General features: G+C 70.7%; 19 protein-coding genes. 13 read left to right on the plus strand and 6 right to left on the minus strand.

The features are described from left to right. Both phnC and phnD read right to left on the minus strand, forming a co-directional pair. Positions 1 to 813 carry a phosphonate ABC transporter ATP-binding protein gene (phnC, locus tag DY262_RS16960; protein ID WP_116960286.1) on the minus strand — a complete coding sequence of 271 codons (813 nt, stop codon included), beginning with the start codon at positions 811 to 813 and terminating at the stop codon, positions 1 to 3. Further along, entirely contained in the window at positions 810 to 1,688 is an 879-nt protein-coding gene (gene phnD, locus DY262_RS16965; protein WP_116960287.1) for a phosphonate ABC transporter substrate-binding protein, read from the minus strand. Before phnD ends, phnC begins: the two co-directional genes overlap by 4 nt. Before the next feature lie 176 nt (positions 1,689 to 1,864). Between phnD and DY262_RS16970 the strand changes: the two genes are divergently transcribed. Beyond that, positions 1,865 to 2,728, plus strand: a complete 864-nt coding sequence (locus tag DY262_RS16970; RefSeq protein WP_116960288.1) for a LysR substrate-binding domain-containing protein — start codon at positions 1,865 to 1,867, stop codon at positions 2,726 to 2,728. Positions 2,729 to 2,747: 19 nt separating this feature from the next. Here DY262_RS16970 and DY262_RS16975 read toward each other — a convergent pair whose 3' ends face one another. After that, complete coding sequence (locus DY262_RS16975) at positions 2,748 to 3,398, minus strand: GntR family transcriptional regulator (protein WP_116960289.1); 651 nt, start codon at positions 3,396 to 3,398, stop codon at positions 2,748 to 2,750. A 114-nt stretch (positions 3,399 to 3,512) separates the two neighbouring features. Between DY262_RS16975 and DY262_RS16980 the strand changes: the two genes are divergently transcribed. From DY262_RS16980 to DY262_RS17005, 6 genes are read left to right on the plus strand one after another with little or no spacing between them, the layout of a single operon-like run. Then, positions 3,513 to 4,064, plus strand: coding sequence for a TRAP transporter small permease (locus DY262_RS16980; protein ID WP_116960290.1), 552 nt, complete (start codon positions 3,513 to 3,515; stop codon positions 4,062 to 4,064). A 58-nt stretch (positions 4,065 to 4,122) separates the two neighbouring features. After that, a complete protein-coding gene (locus DY262_RS16985) occupies positions 4,123 to 5,412 on the plus strand; it encodes a TRAP transporter large permease (RefSeq protein WP_116960291.1) in 1,290 nt (429 codons plus the stop codon). Positions 5,413 to 5,454: 42 nt separating this feature from the next. Beyond that, on the plus strand, positions 5,455 to 6,459 hold the full coding sequence (locus tag DY262_RS16990; protein ID WP_116960292.1) for a DctP family TRAP transporter solute-binding subunit: 1,005 nt from the start codon (positions 5,455 to 5,457) through the stop codon (positions 6,457 to 6,459). After that, positions 6,456 to 7,433: a C-terminal binding protein gene (locus DY262_RS16995; RefSeq protein WP_245981061.1), complete on the plus strand. Its 978-nt coding sequence runs from the start codon at positions 6,456 to 6,458 to the stop codon at positions 7,431 to 7,433. The genes DY262_RS16990 and DY262_RS16995 overlap by 4 nt, the downstream gene beginning before the upstream one ends. Positions 7,434 to 7,474: 41 nt before the next feature. Next, complete coding sequence (locus tag DY262_RS17000) at positions 7,475 to 8,122, plus strand: RraA family protein (RefSeq protein WP_116960293.1); 648 nt, start codon at positions 7,475 to 7,477, stop codon at positions 8,120 to 8,122. Positions 8,123 to 8,147: 25 nt separating this feature from the next. Continuing rightward, the gene (locus tag DY262_RS17005; protein ID WP_116960294.1) at positions 8,148 to 9,080 is read left to right on the plus strand and encodes a sugar kinase; all 933 of its coding nucleotides are present in this window, start codon (positions 8,148 to 8,150) and stop codon (positions 9,078 to 9,080) included. Here the strand turns inward: DY262_RS17005 and DY262_RS17010 are convergent, their stop codons facing one another. Continuing rightward, the gene (locus DY262_RS17010; protein WP_116960295.1) at positions 9,081 to 9,962 is read right to left on the minus strand and encodes an isocitrate lyase/PEP mutase family protein; all 882 of its coding nucleotides are present in this window, start codon (positions 9,960 to 9,962) and stop codon (positions 9,081 to 9,083) included. Positions 9,963 to 9,967: 5 nt separating this feature from the next. Then, positions 9,968 to 10,960 carry a Bug family tripartite tricarboxylate transporter substrate binding protein gene (locus tag DY262_RS17015; RefSeq protein WP_116960296.1) on the minus strand — a complete coding sequence of 331 codons (993 nt, stop codon included), beginning with the start codon at positions 10,958 to 10,960 and terminating at the stop codon, positions 9,968 to 9,970. Between the two features lie 129 nt (positions 10,961 to 11,089). On the opposite strand from DY262_RS17015, the gene DY262_RS17020 reads away from it, so the two are divergent. The 6 genes from DY262_RS17020 (at position 11,090) to DY262_RS17045 (ending at position 16,594) form a co-directional block, all read left to right on the plus strand. Then, positions 11,090 to 12,007, plus strand: coding sequence for a LysR family transcriptional regulator (locus DY262_RS17020; protein ID WP_116960297.1), 918 nt, complete (start codon positions 11,090 to 11,092; stop codon positions 12,005 to 12,007). A gap of 133 nt (positions 12,008 to 12,140) precedes the next feature. Further along, on the plus strand, positions 12,141 to 13,643 hold the full coding sequence (locus tag DY262_RS17025; RefSeq protein WP_147326257.1) for a COG3014 family protein: 1,503 nt from the start codon (positions 12,141 to 12,143) through the stop codon (positions 13,641 to 13,643). A 19-nt stretch (positions 13,644 to 13,662) separates the two neighbouring features. Then, positions 13,663 to 14,067, plus strand: a complete 405-nt coding sequence (locus DY262_RS17030) for a YcfL family putative periplasmic lipoprotein (RefSeq protein WP_116960299.1) — start codon at positions 13,663 to 13,665, stop codon at positions 14,065 to 14,067. 31 nt (positions 14,068 to 14,098) lie between these two features. Continuing rightward, positions 14,099 to 14,695 carry a penicillin-binding protein activator LpoB gene (gene lpoB, locus DY262_RS17035; protein ID WP_070399362.1) on the plus strand — a complete coding sequence of 199 codons (597 nt, stop codon included), beginning with the start codon at positions 14,099 to 14,101 and terminating at the stop codon, positions 14,693 to 14,695. A 14-nt stretch (positions 14,696 to 14,709) separates the two neighbouring features. Continuing rightward, complete coding sequence (locus tag DY262_RS17040; protein ID WP_116960300.1) at positions 14,710 to 15,597, plus strand: hypothetical protein; 888 nt, start codon at positions 14,710 to 14,712, stop codon at positions 15,595 to 15,597. A 7-nt stretch (positions 15,598 to 15,604) separates the two neighbouring features. Continuing rightward, the gene (locus DY262_RS17045) at positions 15,605 to 16,594 is read left to right on the plus strand and encodes an alpha/beta hydrolase (protein WP_147326258.1); all 990 of its coding nucleotides are present in this window, start codon (positions 15,605 to 15,607) and stop codon (positions 16,592 to 16,594) included. Between the two features lie 41 nt (positions 16,595 to 16,635). Here DY262_RS17045 and DY262_RS17050 read toward each other — a convergent pair whose 3' ends face one another. Next, entirely contained in the window at positions 16,636 to 16,767 is a 132-nt protein-coding gene (locus DY262_RS17050; protein WP_416186976.1) for a hypothetical protein, read from the minus strand.

The raw sequence follows: 16,767 nt of genomic DNA on the forward strand, positions 1-16,767 counted from the left end.
TCAGGCCTCCTCGAGGGCGAAGTCGTGGCGGGGCGGCGTGGCCGCCGCGCGGGCTGGGCTGGCGGCCTTGGCTGTGCCTTCGTCCAGGCCCGGGTAGATGCGGTGCAGCACCTCGTCGGTGAGCTGGTCGGGCCCACCCTCGAACACGATGCGGCCGCCCGACACGCCCACGATGCGCTCGCCGAACTCGCGCGCGTATTCGATCTGGTGCAGGTTGCACACCACCGAGATGCCCAGCTCGCGGCTGGCCTGCTTGAGGTACTGCAGCACCGTGCGCGAGGTCTTGGGGTCCAGGCTGGCGACGGGCTCGTCGGCCAGGATGATCTTGGGCTGCTGGGCCAGGGCGCGCGCGATGCCCACGCGCTGCTTCTGCCCGCCCGACAGGGTGTCGGTGCGCAGCTCGGCCTTTTCTTCCAGCTCCACGCGGCGCAGGCACTCGCGGGCGATCTCGATGTCGCGGCGCGGGAACACCTGCAGCCACGAGGCCACCGAGGGCATGGCACCGAGCCGGCCGGTGAGCACGTTCTTGAGCACCGACAGGCGCGGCACCACGTTGTAGTGCTGGAAGATCATCGCCACCTGGCGCCGCGCGCGGCGCAGGCTGGCGCGCTCGGCGGTGACCCGCTGGCCGTCGACGTGGATGTCGCCCTGCGTGGGTTCGCACAGGCGGTTGATGCAACGCAGCAGCGTGGATTTGCCGGCGCCCGAGGGGCCGAGCACGACGAGGAACTCGCCGGGGGCCACGTCGAGATCGATGCCCTTGAGGGCGTCGAAGTCGCCGTAGCGCTTGGTCAGGCCGCGGATCTTGATCACTTCATCTTCCTCAGGTCGAGGTTGAGGGCCTTGGCCGTGTCCCGGATGATGTTGTAGGCCGCGTCGTTGGTGGGGTGAAAGCCGTTGAGCTCGCCCTGGTCGGACCAGGGGATGTTCTTGACCTGCAGGAAGGCGGCCTGCACGCGCTTCTTCAGCTCGGGGTCGAGGTCCTTTCGCCAGACCGTGGGCGACTCGGGGATGGGGTCCGACTTCCACACCGTCACCAGGTCCTCGCGCTTGGCCAGGCCCTTGTTGATGGCCGCGTCGAGGATGCGGTCGGCGATGGCCACCGCGTCGACCTTGCCGTTCTGCACGGCGACCGCGTTCGAATCGTGCGAGCCCGAGAAGATGACGCGGCCGAAGTCCTTGTCGGGGTTGAAGCCGGCCTTGATCAGGCCGGCTTTCGGGAACAGGTGGCCCGAGGTGGAGCTGGGGTCCACGAAGGCGAAGGTCTTGCCCTTGAGGTCGGCCACGGTCTGGATGCCGCTGTCTTTGCGCGCGACGACCAGCGAGTGGTAGAAGGTGCGCCCGGCCTTCTTGGTCTCGGCCACGGCGAAGGCCTCGATGTCGGCCACCGTGGTGCCCAGCACATACGAGAAGGGGCCGAGGTAGGCGACGTCGAGCCGCTTGGAGCGCAGCGCCTCGATCACGCCGTTGTAGTCGGCCGCCACGAAGGGCTTGACCGGCATGCCCAGGGCCTTGGACAGCATGTCCATCATGGCCTGGCTGTTGGCGATCATGGCGCGCGAGTCTTCCGAGGGGATCAGCCCCACGGTGAGCACGCCATTGGCGCGGGCGCCCGGCGACAGGCCGAGCAGGGGCGCGCCGAGCAGGGCCGGCGCACTGGCGAGAAGGGAACGGCGGGAAAGCGGCATGGGGTGTCTCCGGTTGCGGTACTTGAAGCTGTCCGTCAGTTTTTGGGCGTCACATGTCCGATCCGTGACGCTGTGTCGCACTGTCGGTGCGAGGACGACATTCATCCAATTCAAGTTTTTACACCGATATATTGAGAGAACCTATAGTTGAGCAGGGATAACACGGAGCCCCTTCCATGCGACTGACACAACTGCGTTCCTTCCACGCGGTGGCCACCACGGGCAGCTTCACGCGCGCGGCCGAACGGCTCCACGTGAGCCAGCCCACCGTCACCACGCAGGTGGGCCAGCTGGAGGCGCTCTACAAGGTGGAGCTGTTCCACCGCTCGGGGCGGCGCGTGCGGCCCACCGAGATCGGCGAACGGCTGCTGCAGCTGTCGCGCCAGATGTTCGACCTGGAGGCCGAGGCGGTGCAGCTGCTGCGCGAAACCGGCGAGCTGCGCTCGGGCCACCTGCGCGTGGCCGCGGTGGGGCCCTCGCACGCCACCCGCATGCTCGTGGCCTTCAACCAGCGCTACCCGGGCGTGAAGATCTCGGTCACCACGGGCAACTCACAGGAGGTGCTGGACCGGCTGGCCGACTACAGCGCCGATGTGGGGGTGCTGGCGCAGGTCTCGTTGGACAAGCGCTTCGTCTCGGTGCCCTACAGCGAGCACCCGGTGGTGATCTTCTGCAACGCGGCCCACCCCTTCGCGCGCCGGCGCAGCATCCGCACCGCCGAGCTGCAGGGCGAGAAGCTGATCCTGCGCGAGGAGGGCTCCACCACGCGCAAGGCCATCGAATCCGCGCTGCGCGCCGCGCGCGTGCAGCCCGAGGTGGTGATGGAGGTGGCCAGCCGCGAAATCATCCGCGAGGCCGTGGCCCAGGGCGTGGGCGTGGCCGCGGTGTCCGACGTGGAGTTCGTGCCCGGCCCGGGCCTGCACGCGGTGCGCATCAGCGACGCGCAGGTGCGCACCTACGCCCACGTGGCCTGCCTGGCCGAGCGGCGCGACACGCGCATGGTGCGGGCGTTCTTCGAGGTGATCGGGCACGAGGTCTGAGCGCCCGTGCCGGGGGCGCTCAGGCCCCGCCGCAGGCCGCGCGGTAGCGCGGCTCGTTGTCCAGCACGTGCTCGCGCAGCAGCGCGCCGGCCGCGTCCACGTCGCCGTCGCCCACGGCGTCCACCAGCACCTGGTGGCTGCTGACCGCGTTGTCGATGGGCGAGCGGTGGCGCAGCGCGGTGAGCTGCGAGCGCAGCACCTCGTAGCCGGCGCGCACGTAGGGACTGGGGCAGTGCTCGAAGAACTGCCAGTGAAAGGCCATGTCGATGCGCGCCAGCGCAGGCAGGTCGCGCGCGGCCTCGGCCGCCTTCATCTCCTTCACGCACTGCTTCATGCCCTTGAGCAGCGCGGCGCGGTTGGCCGCCATGGCCTCGCGCAGGGCCTCGGTCTCCACCAGCGCGCGGAAGCGGCAGAGCTGGCCCACCTGTTCGGGCGTGAGCCGAAAGACGAAGGTGCCGCGCTGCGGGTGCACCTGCACCAGGCCTTGCGACTGCAGGCGCACCAGCGCCTCGCGCACCGGCGTCTTGCTCACGCCCATCAGGGCGGCCAGCTGCGCCTCCGACACCTGCTCGCCCAGCTTCAGGTCGCCGCTGACGATGGCTTCGCGAATGCGCTCACCCACCACGTCGGTGAGCAGGCGAGGGCGTTCAAGCTCGAGTTGTCGGGTCATGGTGGTTTCGGATCGTGGGTGGGCAGTGTAAGGGCTTTCCCCAAATCCTATATCTGAGATATCAGATACGATTACGGCAAAACCCTGAGTCGAACCACCGGAGACAGCGCACCCATGGCGTTCAGCGAATCACCGGCCCGCCCCTCGCTCGCGGGCCGCCTGGAGCACGGTTTCGTGCGCCTGAACCAGGCCCTCATCGTTCTTCTCATGGCCTCGATGGCGATCCTCGTGTTCGCCAACGTGGTCATGCGCTACGTGTTCAACCAGTCCATCTTCTGGGTCGAGGAGTTCACCCAAATCCAGATGATCTGGGTCGCCTACCTGGGCGCCGGCCTGGCGCTGCGCGAAGGCCGCCACGTGGCCGTGGACATGCTGCAGGACGCGCTGCCCGCGGGCCTGCGCCACGCCATCCGCTGGTTCATCGCCCTGGCCATGGCGCTGTTCCTGCTGACCCTGGTGGTGCTGGGCGTGCAGATCGCCGAGTTCACCTGGAACCAGGAAACGCCGGCCATGGGCCTGCCCGCCGGCCTGCCCTACCTGGGCATTCCGCTGGGCGCGGCGGCCATGCTGCTGCACCTGTTGCTGTTCTGGCGCCAGTTCGTCGCGCGCGACTTCGTGCAGGTGGAAGAGATCGGCGACGACCACGCCGAGGAGGCGCACGCATGAGCGCCGCACGCACGCCCGAAGGCGCTCGCACCGCGGCGCACCGCGCGGAGGTTGGCGAATGAGCGCCGTCCTCTTCATCGTCTTCGTGGTCGGCCTGGCCATCGGCGTGCCCATCGCCCTGGCCATGGGCGGCGCGGGCCTGCTGGCCCTGGCCATCGACGGCAACCTCTCGCTGCTGTCGGTGCCGCAGCGCTTCTTCGACGGCATCAACAGCTTCCCGCTGATGGCCGTGCCCTTCTTCATCCTGGCGGCCGACCTGATGACGGCCAGCGGCATCACCACCGCGCTGCTGCGCTTCGCCGGCGCCATGGTGGGCCACGTGCGCGGCGGCATGGGGCATGTGAACGTGGTCACCTCGGTGATGTTCGCTGGCATCAGCGGCTCGGCCCTGGCCGACGCGGCCGGCCCGGGCGCGATCGAGACGCGCATGATGGCCAAGAGCGGCTACGACAAGGCCTACTCCGCGGCGCTGTCGGCGGCCACCTCGGTCATCGGCCCCATCATTCCGCCCTCCATCGTGATGGTGATCTACGCGCTGACCGACAGCCGCGTCACCGTGGCGGGCCTGTTCCTGGCCGGCGTGGTCCCAGGGCTGCTGATGGGCCTGGCGCTGATGGCCATGAACCACTACCTCTCGGTCAAGCGGGGCTACGGCACGGTGGGCACGGCGCCCGGCTGGGGCGTGCGCCTGCGCGCGCTGTGGCGGGCCACGCCCGTGCTGCTGATGCCGGCCATCATCATCGCGGGCATCCTCACCGGCCTGTTCACACCCACCGAGGCCTCGGCCGTGGCGGTGTTCTACGCGCTCTTCATCGGCCTGTTCGTCACGCGCACGCTCAACGCCCGCCTGATCTGCCGCGTGCTGCTGCAAAGCGGCCTGGTCACCTCGGCGGCGCTCATCATCGTGTCCATGGCCTCGCTGTTCGCCTGGCTGCTCACGCTGCTGCAGATCCCGCAGGCCATCGGCGCGGCCATCGGCGGCATGACCACGGACCCGGTGGCCATCATGCTGATCGTGATGGTTTTCGTGCTGCTCTGCGGCCTGTTCATCGACACGCTGCCGGCCGTGATCATCCTGGTGCCCGTGCTGGCGCCGCTGTCGGAGCAGTTCGGCATCCACCCGCTGCATTTCGCCATGGCCATCGTGCTCAACCTGACCATCGGCCTGGCCACGCCGCCCGTGGGCGGGGTGCTGTTCGTCATGAGCTCGGTCGCGCGCCTGCGGCTCGAAGAGCTCACGCGCGCCATTCTTCCGCTGCTCGCCGCCCTGCTGGTGGTGCTGCTCGCCGTCGTGCTCATCCCCTCGCTCAGCACCTTCGTGCCCGGCCTGTTCGGCTACGCGCGCTGAGCCCCTGTCCTTCCGTTCCCCAACCACAAGGAGACACCCGCCATGAAGTTCAAGACCCTCGCCGCCGTGATGGGCCTGGCCCTCGCGCTGCCCCTGGCCGCGCACGCGCAGAAGACGCTGAAGTACGCGCACTTCCAGCCCGCCAAGGACGACCAGCCCAAGCACGTGGCGGCCCTGGCCTTCAAGGAGCACGTGGAGAAGGCCACCAACGGCTCGATCAAGGTCGAGATCTTCCCGGCCGGCCAGTTCGGCAAGGACCAGCCCACCATGGAAGCCCTGCGCCTGGGCACGCTGGAGATGGCCGTGGCGCACGACGGCGCCATCGGCACCGTGCACAAGCCCATCGGCGTGCTGGGCATTCCCTTCCTCTACGACAACCATGAGCACGCCTGGCGCGTGTACGACTCCGAGTGGCTCAAGGGCTTCTCGGACGACATGGTCAAGAAGACCGGCATCCGCGCGCTGGGCTTCGCCGACAACGGGGTTCGCCACTTCACCAACAGCCTGCGCCCGATCCAGACGCCGGCCGACATGAAGGGCATGAAGATCCGCATCCAGCCCTCGCCGGTGTTCAAGGCCCTGGTCGAGTCGCTGGGCGCCTCGGCCTCGGCCATTCCCTGGGGCGAGCTGCCCACCGCGCTGCAGCAGAAGGTGGTGGACGGCCAGGAAAACGGCGTGACCAACATCCTGGCCGCCAGCCTGTACCAGCACCAGAAGTACGCCACGCTGGACGGCCACGTGTGGTCGGTGCACGGCTACCTCGTCAACGACCGCTTCTACACCCGGCTCACCGACGTCGAGCGCAAGGCCGTCGACGAGGGCGTGAAGAAGGCCATGGCCATCCACCGCAAGATGACCGCCGAGCAGGACAAGAACGCCAAGAAGATTCTCGAGGGCGTGGGCATGCAGGTCTATGAACCCACCGCCGCGCAGATCGCCGAGTTCCGCAAGCTGGCCCAGCCGCCGGTGCGCCAGTGGGCCGAGGGCGAGATCGGCAAGAACTACGTCGATGCGCTGTTCAAGGCCGTGGAGGCAACCCGCAAGTGAGTGAGCTGAACCAGGGAGGCGGGCTCGAGCGGCTCGTCGTCGCCATCGACGACGGGTACGCGAGCTACGACCAGGAAGAAGCCCTGCTGGGCGCCGAGGGCGCGCGTTTCGAGGTCCGCCCCTGCCGGCGCGACCCGAAGCGCGCGCTGGACGCGGCGCGCGAGGCCGACGTGGTGCTGGTGCGCGAGTCGCCGCTGCCGCGCGAGGTGATCCAGGGCCTGACGAAGTGCCGGGCCATCGTCCGCTACGGCATCGGCGTGGACAACATCGACCAGGTGGCGGCCAGCGAGCGCCGCATCGCGGTGGCCAACGTGCCCGACTACGGCACCGACGAGGTGAGCTCGCAGGCCGTGGCCCTGGCCCTGGCGGTGTCGCGCCGCCTGTGGCTGCACGACCGCGAGGTGCGCGAAGGTCGCTGGTCCACCGGCGTGCTGCAGCCGATGTTCCGCCTGCGCGGGCGCACCCTGGGCCTGGTGGGCTTTGGCCGCATCGCGCGCATGACGCTGGAGAAGTTCGCCGGCTTCGGCTTCGGCCGGGTGCTGGTGAACGACCCGCGCGCCGAACTGCCCGATGGGCTGGAGCGCGCCGACATCGACACCCTGTGCGCCGAGTCCGACGTGATCTCGCTGCACGCGCCGCTGAACGAGCAGACGCGGCACCTGATCAACGCCGAGCGCATCGCGCGCATGCGGCCCACGGCCATCCTGGTGAACACCGCGCGCGGCGGCCTGGTGCACACCGACGCGCTGCACGAGGCCCTGGCCGCGCGCCGCATCCTGGGCGCCGGGCTCGACGTGTTCGAGCAGGAGCCGCCCGGCATCCACAAGCTGTTCAGCCTGGACAACGTGGTGGTGAGCAACCACATGGGCTGGTACAGCGAGGAAGCGATGCGCGAGCTGCAGCGCAAGACGGCCGAGGAGGCCGCGCGCGTGCTGCGCGGCGAGGCGCCACTGAATTGGCTCAACCGGTGGTGAGGCCACCAACGACACCACCAAGCATTGCAAGAAAGCAGGACATGAAAGAACTGATCGACGGATTCAACCAGGTTGCCGTGGCCTCCGTGGCCGACGCGGTGGACAAGGTCTGCGGCAAGCGCGGCTACATGGCCGCCTGCATCAAGCCGCGCATCAACGACAAGCGCATCTGCGGGCCGGCCGCCACCGTGCTGGAAGCGGCCACCGACGAATTCGTGCCGCCGCAGCACGCGCTGGACCTGATCGACGAGGCCCCGGCGGGCAGCGTCATCGTCATCAGCATCGAGGGCGGCGAGCCCGACGTGGCGGTGTGGGGCGGCCTGATGACCGCGGGCGCCGTGGCCAATGGCCACGTGGGTGCCGTGCTGGACGGCGGCGTGCGCGACCTCACCGAGATCCGCCGCGACTACGGCTTCCCGGTCTATGCGCGCGACGTGAGCCCCGGCACCACGCTGGGCCGCTACCGCACCGTGGCCTCGCAGGTGCCGGTGCGCGTGGGCGACATCCTGGTGCACCCGGGCGACATCCTGGTGGGCGACGTGGACGGCGTGGTGGTGGTGCCGCGCGCGCAGGCCGAAGAGGTGCTGAAGGTGGCGCGCGAGATCGACGAGCGCGAACTCGAGCAGGCCAAGCTCATCATCGCGGAGAAGTCCTTGCGCAAGGGCCTGGCCAAGTACGGCCGCATCTGAGATGGGCGCCCACGGGAGGCCTGAGATGGCGGCAGCAGCAGCGCTGGACATCCTCGCCTTGGGCGAGGCCATGGTCGAATTCAACCAGACCGGCGAGGGCCAGGGCCGCCTGTACCTGCAGGGTTTTGGCGGCGACACCTCCAACTTCGCCGTGGCCGCCGCCCGCCAGGGCGCGCGCGTGGGCTACCTCGGCGCGCTCGGCGACGACCCGTACGGCGCGATGCTGCGCCGCCTGTGGGACGAGGAGGGCGTGGACCACGCGAGCGTGCGGGCCGACCCCGCGGCCTTCACCGCGATCTACTTCGTCACGCACGATGAGCGGGGCCACCACTTCAGCTTCTTTCGCACCGGCTCGGCCGCGAGCCGCTACACGGCGGCGCAGCTGCCGCGCGAGCGCATCGCCGCCGCGAAAGTGCTGCACCTCTCGGGCATCTCGCTGGCCATCTCGCCGACGGCCTGCGACACCGCCTACGCGGCCATGGCCATGGCGCGCGAGGCCGGCACGCTGGTGTCCTTCGACACCAACCTGCGCCAGAAACTCTGGCCGGTGGACCGCGCGCGCGCCGTCATGAGCGACGTGATCGCGCGCTGCGACATCTGCCTGCCGAGCTACGACGATGTGGTGGCCATCACCGGCCTGAACGACCCCGACGCCCTGGTGGACCACTGCCTGCGCCTGGGCGCGAAGGTGGTGGCGCTCAAGCTCGGCGAGAAGGGTGCGCTGGTGGCGGACGCGAACGAGCGCCACCGCATCGAGCCCTTCCCCTGTCAGCCGGTGGACGCCACCGGCGCGGGCGACGCCTTCGGCGGCGCCTTCGTCGCGCGCCGCTTGGCCGGCGACGGCCTGCAGGCGGCCGGCCGCTACGCGGCGGCGGTGGCGGCCTTGTCCACGCAGGGCTATGGCGCGGTGGCGCCGATCCCGCGCGCGGACGAGGTGCGCGCGCGGCTGGCGGGCTGATCAGCCGCCGTAGCGGCGCTCCAGCTCGGCCCAGCGATCGAAGCCCACGATGCGCTTGTAGTCCTCGAAGCCCACGCCGGAGCCCACCATCTTGAGCTCGCCGCTGCGCAGGTCCTCCAGGCTGGCCATCATGGTCTTCACCGAGCGCATCAGCAGCGAGATGCCGTAGATGACGATGCGAAAGCCCAGGTCCTCCAGCTCGGCGGGCTTGAGGATGGGCGTGCGCCCGCCTTCCAGCATGTTGGCCATCAGCGGCACGCCCTGGAGCGCGCGGCCCACCTGCTGCAGCTCGGCCACCGATTCGGGCGCCTCGATGAAGATGCCGTCGGCGCCCGCGCGCGCGTAGCGTTCGCCGCGCCGCAGCGCCTCGTCCATGCCGACCACCTCGCGCGCGTCGGTGCGCGCGATGATGAAGGTGCGCGGGTCGCGCCGCTGCTCGGCCGCCGCGCGGATGCGCCGCTCCATCTCCTCGCACGGCAGCAGTTCCTTGCCCACGATGTGGCCGCAGCGCTTGGGTGAGACCTGGTCTTCGAAGAACAGGGCCTGCGCGCCCATCCGTTCGTAGGTGTGCACCGCGTGCACCACGTTCTTCACGTCGCCGTAGCCGTTGTCCACGTCCACCAGCACGGGCAGGTCGGACACGGCCATGATGTCGCGGTAGGCCGCGCTGAGCTCGCCCAGCGTCGCCAGGCCGATGTCGGGCAGGCCGTGGCGCGCGCCCACCACCGGAAAGCCACCGATGAAATAGGCCTTGAAGCCCGCCTGGCGGATCAGCAGGGCGGAGATGGCGTCGTGCGCGCCGGGCAGCACCAGCGGGCGCTCGCTGGCGACGAGCTCGCGGAAGTGGGGGTGGGGCGCGGACGCCGTCGGGTCTTGGGACATGGGACTCACTGATCGATCTTGATGTTGCCTGCCTTGATGACCGCGGCCCAGCGCTGGCCGTCCTCCTGGACGAGCCGCTCCAGATCGCGCGGGCTGCCGCCCAGGGGCTCGGCGCCCTGGCGCTGAAACTGCGCGCGCAGGTCGGGGTCGCGCAGCACGGTGTTGACGTGGCGGTTGAGCTCGCTCACCACCTGGGGGTCCAGCCCGGCGGGGCCCATCAGGGCGAACCAGGTGGTGCCGTCGAAGCCCTCGAAGCCGGCCTCGCGCAGCGTGGGCAGGTCCGGCGCCAGCGGCGAGCGCTGCGCGCTGCCGATGGCCAGGGCCTTCACCTTGCCGGCCTGCGCCTGCGGCAGCGTCCACACGATGCTGTCGAAGGCGAAATGAATCTGGCCGCCGTGGAGGTCGGGCAGGGCCTGGATGCCGGTCTTGTACGGAATGTGCGTGGTGGGCAGCTTGGCGCGCTGCGCGAAGTCGGCGCCGATGAGGTGCGTGACCGAGCCATTGCCGCTGGACGAGTAGTTCAGCGTGCCCGAATGCGCGCGCGCCACCTGCAGGAACTCCGCCACCGTCGCGACCTTCAGCGTCGGGCTCACCACCAGCACGTTGGGGGCCGTGGCCAGGCGTGCGATGGGCGCGAAGTCGCGCTGGGCGTCGTAGGGCAGGGGGCGCAGGTGCGGCAGCACCGCGTGCGTGCTGCTGGTGGCCAGCAGGAAGGTGTAGCCGTCGGGCGCGGCCTTGGCCACGGCCTGGGCGCCGATGGAACCCGCCGCGCCGGCGCGGTTGTCGATCACCACCGGCTGCTTGAGCGCGGCCGAGAGCTTCTCGCCCACGATGCGCGCCAGGGCGTCGGTGCTGCCACCGGCGCCGAAGGGCACGACGATGCGCAGCGGGCGGTCCGGCCAGGCGGGGGACTGGGCGTGGACGGGGACGAGCAGCGCGGCCAGCAGGGCGAGTCCGCCGGCGCGCAGCCAGCGGGCAGGGTGGAAATCAAAGGGCATGGCGTGTCTCCGGTTGTTGTTGTGGATGCAAGAGGTTCATGCGGTCCGGTTCGCACTCTAGGAAAGGGTGCTTTGGGCATCAAATGATTTGTTTCCATCCCCATTCATGAAGCAGATTGATAATGCTGCATGGACTTCCGCCGCCTCGACCTGAACCTGCTGGTGGTGTTCGACGCCGTGCTCAGCGAGCGCAGCGTCACGCGCGCGGCCGAGCGGCTGGCGCTCACGCAGCCGGCGGTCAGCCACGCGCTGTCGCGCCTGCGCGCGGCCTGCGGCGATCCCATCGTGGTGCGCCAGGGACATGGCATGGTGCCCACGCCGCGGGCCGTGGCCCTGCACCCGGAGGTGCGCGCCCTGCTGGCGCGCGCGCAGCGCGTGTTCTCGCTGTCCAGTGCCTTCGATCCGCGCCAGTCGCAGCGCCAGTTCCACCTGGGCTGCTCGGACCACGCGGCCCAGGCCCTGCTGGGGCCGGTGCTCGAGGGCCTGCTGCGCGACGCGCCCGGCGTGCGCCTGCAGCTCCTGCACGCGGGCCGCAGCAACGCCGCCGACATGATCCGCGCCGGCGCGCTGGACCTGGCCCTGGGCGTGTTCAACAGCGCCGACGACACCATCGCCGTGCGCACGGTGCGCGAGTCGCCCTATGTGTGCCTGATGCGCGCCGGCCACCCGCTGGCGACCGGGCGCTTCACGCTGGCGCGCTACCTCTCGGCCCAGCACCTGCAGGTGCTGGTGCAGCCGGGCGCTTTCGGCGGCATCGACCAGACGCTGGCGCGCCTGGGGCAGGCGCGCGACATCCGGTTGGTGGCCGCCCACTTCGGCGCGGCCCTGGGCTTGCTGCCGCACGGCGAGCTGGTGCTGACGGTGCCCGATGACCTGGCGCCGGACGCCGCGGCCCGGGGCCTGGTGCGGCGTGCCCTGCCGTTTGCCCTGGAACCGTTTCGCCACCAGCTCGCCATGAGCCGGCGCGCGGGCGAGGACCCGGGCCTGGCCTGGCTGGTCGAGCGCATCGCCGCCGCACCCGGCCGCCGCGCCCGCTCGGCGCGCTGAAGCCACCGCGCGGCGTCGGCCGCTCATACATCTGTGCGCTTTCCCACGCCTTGCCGTTGGTCGCTCCTTAACTTTTGTTCACATCTGTCGAGATTGGGCAGGCCCAGAGGACCAACTCAATCGGAGGAGTGAGATGAAAGCAAGAAGAGGGGTGACCTGGCTGGCGGTGCTGGCCACGGTGTGGCTGGCGGGTTGCGCCGGCATGCAAAGCCACCACGAGACCGCCACGCAGATGCAGGCGGCGGGACAACAAGGGGACTTCAAGACCGCCCTGACGCGCCTGGATGAGCGCCACGCCTCGCCCGAGGCACGCAAGGAACTGCTCTACAACCTGGAGAAGGGCGAGCTGCTGCGCCTGGACGGCCAGATCGAACCCAGCACCGAGGCCTTCCTGGCGGCCGACGCCAAGGTGCAGGAATGGGAGCAGGCGGCCAAGACCGACCCGCAGAAGCTCATGGGCACCGTGGGCGCGGCGCTGGTGAGCGAGCGCCTCAAGGTGTACGAGGGCCAGGACTATGAGAAGGTCTGGCTCACCACCCGCCTCGCCCTCAACCGGCTGGGCCAGGGCCGCATCGACGAGGCGCGCGTGGACATCAAGCGCACCCACGAGCGCGAGGCCGTCATCGCCGAGTTCCGCAGCAAGGAAACGCAGAGCACGGTCGACGAAGCCAAGGGCCGCGGCGTGCAGGCCCAGGGCCGCGAGATCAACGGCTACCCGGTCCAACTGCTGGACGACCCCGAGGTGCTGGCGCTGCAGAACGGCTACCAGAACGCGCTGAGCCACTACCTGGCGGGCTTCGTCTACGAATCGCTCAACGAGCCGGGTCTGGCCGCACCGGGCTACCGCAAGGCCATCGAGCTGCGCCCGGGCGCGCCCGCGCTGGAAGAGGGCCTGCGCGGCCTGGACGAGCGCACCGGCTTCACCTGGAAGCGCAAGCAGCGCATGACCGACGTGCTGTTCGTTGTCGAGGCCGGCGTGGCCCCGGCGCGCGTGCCCAAGGCCTTCACGCTGCCGGTGCCGGTGGGCTCCAGCATCCGCACGGTGAGCATTTCCTACCCGGTGATCGATCCCTCGCGCGACGCCCCGCTGGAGAGCCTGCAGGTCGGCGAGCGCGCGCTGCCGCTCAGCAAGGTGGTCGACCTCAACGTGATGGCCCGCCGCGCCCTGCGCGACGAGATGCCGGGCATGGTGATGCGCGGCTTCTCGCGCGCCATCGCCAAGGGCGTGGTGCAGGACCAGCTGGAGAAGCAGGGTGGCCTGCTGGGCGGCCTGATCGGCATCGTGGCGTCGGCCGCCACCGAACAGGCCGACGACCGCATGTGGCGCATGCTGCCCGGGCGCGTCTACCTCGCGCGCGCGCACTTGCCGCCCGGCGAGCACGAGATCAGCTTGCACGGCGTGAGCTTCGGCAAGGCCCGTGTGGACGGCCAGTACGCGGTGGTGCCGCTGCGGCTGTACGAGGGCCGCCCGCTGGCGGGCGCGGTCGGCCAGTTCGGCCAGCTGCCCCTGGTGGAGGCCGTGGCCACGCCGGCCGTGGCGCCGGTCGCCAAGCCCGTGGCCGTGAAGCCCGCGGCCAAGCCGGCCCGCAAGCCCCGCCCCACGACGTCCGCCAAGGCCGCGGCCGCCGCTCTGTGAACCCCCACCCCATCCGACCATGAACCCCTTCCTGAACTGGTGCGCCCGGGCCTCGTTGGCCGGCGCCTGTCTGCTGGCGGCGCCGCTGGCGCTCGCCGACGCCGTGCCGGCCTCGGTTTCGCCGGCCGTGGCGGCCAAGCTGGCCTGGCGCGGCGAAGCGCCCGACATGGCCGTGCCCGAGATCCGCGTCGCGCGCAAGGGCGGCTTCCTCTCCGTGCAGTCCGACCTGCGCAACGGCGGCGAGAAGGACCAGGCCCTGTACTACCGCTACCGCTGGCTGGACCAGCACGGCAACCAGGTCGGCGACGGCGACGCCTGGAAACAGCTGAACCTGTTCGCCAAGGCGCAGCAGACCCTCAAGGGCACGGCCCCGCACCTGAGCGTGGCCGACTTCCGGCTCGAACTCAGCTTCGAGACGCCCTGATCCCCTTTCACGCCCAACGGACCTTCTTCCCATGAAAACCCGAATTCTTCTTGCCCTGGTGCTCGTCGGCGTGCTCGCCGGCTGCGCCACCAAGCGCAGCCAGCCCGTGGTGCGCTTCGACCGCCAGGTCAACTACGGCGACGCCAAGGCCGTGGAGCTTGTGACCAACGAGTTCGGCTCCTCCGACCTGCAGCTGATCGCCGAGTCCATGGTCGGCAGCCTGCTCGAGACCGAGGTGCTGCAGGGCCGCCCCACGGTGACCATCGCCACCGTGCGCAACAAGACCAGCGAGTACATCGACACCACCAACGTGATGAACTCGATCCGCACCGCGCTGACCAAGTCGGGCAAGGTGCGCTTCGTCGCCAACATCAACGAGATGCAGAACCAGGTCGACGAGCTCAACCGCCAGAACCAGAGCGGGCTCTACAAGACCAACACCACGGCCAAGCTCGGCAAGATGACGGCGGCCAAGTACCGCTTCGAGGGCGAGCTGACCAGCATCGTGAAGCAGAACAGCTCCACCAAGGACGTGTACTACAAGTTCACGCTCAACCTGTTCGACAACGAGGAAGGCTCGCTCGAATGGGCCGACGAGAAGGAAATCCGCAAGACCAGCAAGCGCTGATCCGGAGGCACGCCATGACCCCCTTCCAAGCTTCCCGCCGCGCTTTCGCCGCCACGCTCGCGGCTGGCGCCGCTCTGTTCGCCGGCGCCGCCTTGGCGCAGGCCGCGCCGCGGATCGCGGTCACCGACCTGGGCTACACCCAGCGCGTGGCCGAGTACTTCGAGGCCGCCACGGCCAGCCAGCAAAGCGCCATGAAGGCCACGCCGACCTCGCTCAGCGCGAGCGGCAGCGCCAGCATGACCTACGTGGCCGGCACGCATTCCTACCTGGAGCACCGCGAGCTGCGCGCCTTCAGCAACGACATCCGCGGCGCCCTGCTCAAGGGCACGTCCTTTCGCCTGGTGCAGGGCAAGGGCTTCGACGCCGGCGACCCGCAGCCCACGGCGGCCGAGCGCGCCCTGCAGCAGGTCAAGACCGGCAAGATCGCCAAGCCGGTGCGCCAGCCCGACGTGAACGACATCATCGCGCGCATCCGCAAGGGCGAGTTCGCCGGCGCCGACTACGTGCTGTTCGGGCAGCTCTCCAGCATCGAGTTCCGCGACGCGTTCTCGCCGCTGCAGGGCACGAGCAGCGCCACGCACCAGTACGGCCTGGACTTGCTGGCCGACTTCTCGCTCATCGACACGCGCACCTTCGAGATCAAGGCCGCGTTCTCGGCCCAGGGCGCGGGCAACGACACCAAGCTGCTGTCGGCGCGCGGCGACGTGATGCCGCCCAACCGCGCCAAGGTGATGCGCGAGACCTCGCAAAGCCTGGCGGCCGAGGTGTTCGCGCAGCTGGGTGAGCAGCTCTCGCTGGACCGCGCACTCGCGCCGCGCCTGCGCGGTGCCTCGCCCGCGGGCGGTGCGAACGCGCCGGCCGGCGCGGCACCTGCCCAGCCCGAGGTGATGATCCTGCGCTGAGCCGGTGGTGCCCGGCGGCCCCCTGCGCGCGAAGCCCTGGCGTGGCCTGCCGCGCGCGGCGGCCGCGCTGCTGCTGGCCTGCGCGGCCGCGGTGGGGGCGCAGGCGCAACCGCCCTTGGCCGCGCCCGACGGGCCGAGCGCCGCGCCCCGCGCGCCCTGGAGCCGCATGGACGTGCCCGGATCGGCGCCGGGCCGCCGCGTGCCCGTCTTGCGGCGAGAGGCCAGCCCCGACGCGGCCGCGCCGCGCGTGGTGGTGGTGCCGGGCTCGGGCTGTGCCGGCCTGGGCCCCATCGCCCCGGCCTACTTCGCGGGCCTGGAGCGCGCGCAGGTCTGGGTGCTGCACAAACCTTTCACGAACCCCTGGGTGCGCACCGCGCCCGAAGGCTGCGGCGAGGCCTTCGCTCGCGACGACCGGCCCACGCGCTGGCAGGCCGACGCCCTGGCCGCGCTGCAAGCGCTGCGGGCGAGCGAGCCCGAACGACCCACCTGGCTGGTGGGCATCTCCGAAGGGGGTGACCTGTTGCCCGCGCTGGGTCAGGCGCTGGGCGGCTCGCTGCGGGGCCTGGTGCTGCTGTCGGCCAGTGGGCTGGACCCGGCCGAGACCCTGCGGCTGCAGGCGCAGCGGATCGGCCGCCCCGAGGCCTGGGCGGAAATCCGCGCGGCCGCGGCGAGCGCGCGGTCCGACGATGCCCTGGTGCACGGTCGCAGCCTGGGCCACTGGCGCGACCTCTTGGCCTGGCGCCTGTTCGAGCCGCTCACGGCCCGGCCCTGGGCCGTGTGGCAGTGGTGGGGCGATGCCGACGAACTGATCCCTGCCGAGGCCCACGAGCGCTTCGCGCGCGAGGCGGCGGCGCGGCCCGCGCGGCTGTGCGTGCGGCGCTGGCCCGGTGCCGACCACGGCCTGCACCGGCCGGGCGCCGGTGCGGCCCAGTCCCAGCTGTGGCGGGCGTTGCTGGCCGCCACCGAGGCCGGTGGCGCGGCCTGCGGCCCGCCCTGACCGCGGGCCGCCCCAGCCATGGCACCGGCCGCGCCGGTTCGTCAGCTCTGCGGGGCGTACCCCAACTCGCGCAGCGCCTGCGAACAGCGGCAGGCGGTGGCGATCCAGGCGGCCCACAGGATGGCGGCGTCGCGCGACGGCAGCCGCAGGACGCAGAAGCCGCCGTCGAACAC

Source organism: Hydrogenophaga borbori (assembly GCF_003417535.1).
Classification (GTDB): Bacteria; Pseudomonadota; Gammaproteobacteria; order Burkholderiales; family Burkholderiaceae_C; genus Hydrogenophaga; species Hydrogenophaga borbori.

Coding starts and splice junctions, on each gene's coding strand:
- phnD (WP_116960287.1), bottom strand. CDS start 1,688: ATGCCGCTTTCCCGCCGTTCCCTTCTCGCCAGTGCGCCGGCCCTGCTC.
- DY262_RS16970 (WP_116960288.1), top strand. CDS start 1,865: ATGCGACTGACACAACTGCGTTCCTTCCACGCGGTGGCCACCACGGGC.
- DY262_RS16975 (WP_116960289.1), bottom strand. CDS start 3,398: ATGACCCGACAACTCGAGCTTGAACGCCCTCGCCTGCTCACCGACGTG.
- DY262_RS16980 (WP_116960290.1), top strand. CDS start 3,513: ATGGCGTTCAGCGAATCACCGGCCCGCCCCTCGCTCGCGGGCCGCCTG.
- DY262_RS16985 (WP_116960291.1), top strand. CDS start 4,123: ATGAGCGCCGTCCTCTTCATCGTCTTCGTGGTCGGCCTGGCCATCGGC.
- DY262_RS16990 (WP_116960292.1), top strand. CDS start 5,455: ATGAAGTTCAAGACCCTCGCCGCCGTGATGGGCCTGGCCCTCGCGCTG.
- DY262_RS17000 (WP_116960293.1), top strand. CDS start 7,475: ATGAAAGAACTGATCGACGGATTCAACCAGGTTGCCGTGGCCTCCGTG.
- DY262_RS17005 (WP_116960294.1), top strand. CDS start 8,148: ATGGCGGCAGCAGCAGCGCTGGACATCCTCGCCTTGGGCGAGGCCATG.
- DY262_RS17010 (WP_116960295.1), bottom strand. CDS start 9,962: ATGTCCCAAGACCCGACGGCGTCCGCGCCCCACCCCCACTTCCGCGAG.
- DY262_RS17015 (WP_116960296.1), bottom strand. CDS start 10,960: ATGCCCTTTGATTTCCACCCTGCCCGCTGGCTGCGCGCCGGCGGACTC.
- DY262_RS17020 (WP_116960297.1), top strand. CDS start 11,090: ATGGACTTCCGCCGCCTCGACCTGAACCTGCTGGTGGTGTTCGACGCC.
- DY262_RS17025 (WP_147326257.1), top strand. CDS start 12,141: ATGAAAGCAAGAAGAGGGGTGACCTGGCTGGCGGTGCTGGCCACGGTG.
- DY262_RS17030 (WP_116960299.1), top strand. CDS start 13,663: ATGAACCCCTTCCTGAACTGGTGCGCCCGGGCCTCGTTGGCCGGCGCC.
- lpoB (WP_070399362.1), top strand. CDS start 14,099: ATGAAAACCCGAATTCTTCTTGCCCTGGTGCTCGTCGGCGTGCTCGCC.
- DY262_RS17040 (WP_116960300.1), top strand. CDS start 14,710: ATGACCCCCTTCCAAGCTTCCCGCCGCGCTTTCGCCGCCACGCTCGCG.